This is a genomic window from uncultured Ellagibacter sp., assembly GCF_934636505.1.
In the GTDB taxonomy this organism is placed as follows: domain Bacteria; phylum Actinomycetota; class Coriobacteriia; order Coriobacteriales; family Eggerthellaceae; genus Ellagibacter.
Map to the genome: position 1 here is coordinate 1 of NZ_CAKUAL010000122.1, position 2,444 is coordinate 2,444.

3 protein-coding genes are annotated in these 2,444 nt (G+C 63.3%); all 3 read left to right on the plus strand.

Translation table 11 applies throughout. The annotated features are described in order from the left end of the window. Positions 1 to 201 (plus strand): FHA domain-containing protein (locus Q0G18_RS09295; RefSeq protein WP_297152395.1); only part of this gene is annotated, 201 nt, incomplete at its 5' end. A 43-nt stretch (positions 202 to 244) separates the two neighbouring features. After that, a complete protein-coding gene (locus Q0G18_RS09300) occupies positions 245 to 1,975 on the plus strand; it encodes a thiamine pyrophosphate-dependent enzyme (protein ID WP_297152398.1) in 1,731 nt (576 codons plus the stop codon). A gap of 11 nt (positions 1,976 to 1,986) precedes the next feature. Then, the coding region (locus tag Q0G18_RS09305) for an indolepyruvate oxidoreductase subunit beta (RefSeq protein WP_297152402.1) at positions 1,987 to 2,444 on the plus strand (458 nt) is incomplete at its 3' end.

Sequence of the window (2,444 nt, forward strand, 5' to 3'; positions counted from 1 at the left end):
CAGTGCGACATCTTCCTAAACGATATGACGGTCTCGCGCAGCCATGCCGTGGTCGAGCCTACGGGTGATGGCTGCACGATTACCGACGACAGCTCGTTTAACGGGGTGTGGGTCAACAACGACAACGTCGAGGCGCGCGAACTTCACGAGGGCGACGTGGTGCAAATCGGAGCTTTCTGCCTCGTCTATCGAGAGGAATAGGCGCATCGGCGCATAAGGCGAAATTTACGAGAGGGAATTTCACATGGAACTGCTAAGCGGAAACGAGGCCATTGCGCAAGGTGCCTGGGAAGCTGGCGCGCGCATCGGCGTCGCATATCCGGGCACCCCTTCGACCGAGACGCTCGAGGCGTTCGCGAAGAAGGTCGGCGTCTACGCCGAGTGGTGCGTGAACGAGAAGGTTGCCGTTGAAGTGGGCATCGGCGCATCTGCCGGCGGCGCCCGCGTTCTTTCGACCATGAAGCACGTCGGCGTGAACGTCGCCGCGGATCCCCTGTTCACGGCTGCGTACACCGGCGTCGGCGGAGGATTTGTCGTGCTGGCAGCCGACGATCCGGGCATGTACTCCTCGCAAAACGAGCAGGATTCTCACTACTACGCCTGCGCAGCGCATATTCCTATGCTCGACCCCGCTGATTCTGCCGAGGCGCTCGCTTTCACGCGCGACGCGTTCGAGCTTTCCGAGCGATTCGATGTGCCCTTCTTCATCCGCTCGTCGGTTCGCGTCTCGCATACGAAGACGCCAGTCGAGGTCGGGTCCCGAAAAGAGGTCGAGCCTGCTCCCTACGAGAGCAACCCTGCGAAGTGGGTCATGATGCCCGCGTTCGCGAAGCCGCGCCGCAAGGTGCAGCTCGAGCGCATCGAGGCGCTCTCCGAATGGGCCGAGACCTGCGCGTACAACCAGGTCATAAAGCGAGGCAACAAGGTCGGCGTCGTCTGCGCCGGCGCGGTTTCTCAGCATGTGCTGGAAGGGTTGCCCGATGCATCGGTCTTCAAGCTTGGATGCACGTGGCCCCTTCCCGAGAAGGCGCTTCACTCGTTCGCTGAGAGCGTTGAGGCGCTTTACGTCGTCGAGGAGGCGTCGTGCTATCTGACCGATGCCGTGTCCGCGCTCGGAATCGACGTCGCGAGTTTCCCCGAGCCCCTTCCACGCGACGGCGAGCTCTCTGTCGGGTTCATCCGCGCCGCTTTCGGTTTCCCCGAGCCCGCGCACGCTGCCGCCCAGGCAGACGTTCCGGGTCGTCCACCTGCGCTGTGCCCCGGCTGCCCTCATCGCCTCGTCTTCAAGGAGCTCTCGCGCTGCAAGGCCATCGTGACGGGCGACATTGGCTGCTACACGTTGGGCGCTTTGCCGCCGCTTTCCGCAATGGACACCTGCGTTGACATGGGCGCATCTGTGTCGATGGCCCACGGCTTCGAGCTTGCGTTCGCGGGTCGCGAGCATCGTCCCGTCGTTGCTGTGATCGGCGACTCCACGTTCGCGCATTCCGGCCTTTCGTCGCTTATCTCGACGGTTTACAACAAGGGCGCGGGCACCGTCTGCATTCTCGACAACCGCACGACGGCCATGACCGGTCGCCAGGGCAACCCGTTCAACGGCGAGACGCTCCAGCACCGCCCCTCGCGCGAGCTCGATATGGAAGGCGTCTTGAAGGCGCTCGGCATCGAGGACGTTCGCACGGTCGATCCGCACGACGCGAGGGCCGTTCGCCGCGCTCTGAAGGAGGCGACTTCCGCCACCGATACGCTTTCGGTGATCGTCTTCAGGGCCCCGTGCGTTCTGCTCGAGCGCCATCGCGAGCCTGTATTCGAGGTTTCTTCCCAGTGCACGGCATGCGGCGTGTGCATCACCCTCGGCTGTCCTGCGATTTCCAAGGACGAGTCGACCGGCCAGGCGCTTATCGATCGTGACATGTGCATCGGCTGCGGGCAGTGCGCGCAGTACTGTGCACGTGGCTTCATTGTTCAGGATTAGGAGGGGACCCGATGAGTTCGAATACGAAAACGGTTCTTCTTTGCGGCGTTGGCGGCCAAGGCACGATTCTCGCCGCTGATCTGCTTGCCCGCGCCGCCGAGGAGAGCGGGCTCGACGTGAAGGTTTCCGAGATTCACGGCATGGCTCAGCGCGGTGGCGCGGTGACCACTGTCGTGCGATTCGGCGATAAGGTTCAGTCCATGATCGCCGATCTGGGCTCGACGGACTGCGTCGTGTCGTTCGAGACGACCGAGGCGCTTCGCAACCTTCCCTACGTGAAGGAAGGCGGCAGCCTCTTTGTGAATGACGAGTCGATCAAGCCGCTTCCCGTCGCCACGGGTCGCGCTTCCATGTCTGAGCATGCGCGCGAGCGGTTGCGCGATGCGGGGGCCTTGCTCATTCCCGCAACCGAGCTTGCCCGCAAGGCGGGTACCACGAAGGCGGCCAACGTCGTGCTGCTCGGTGCGCT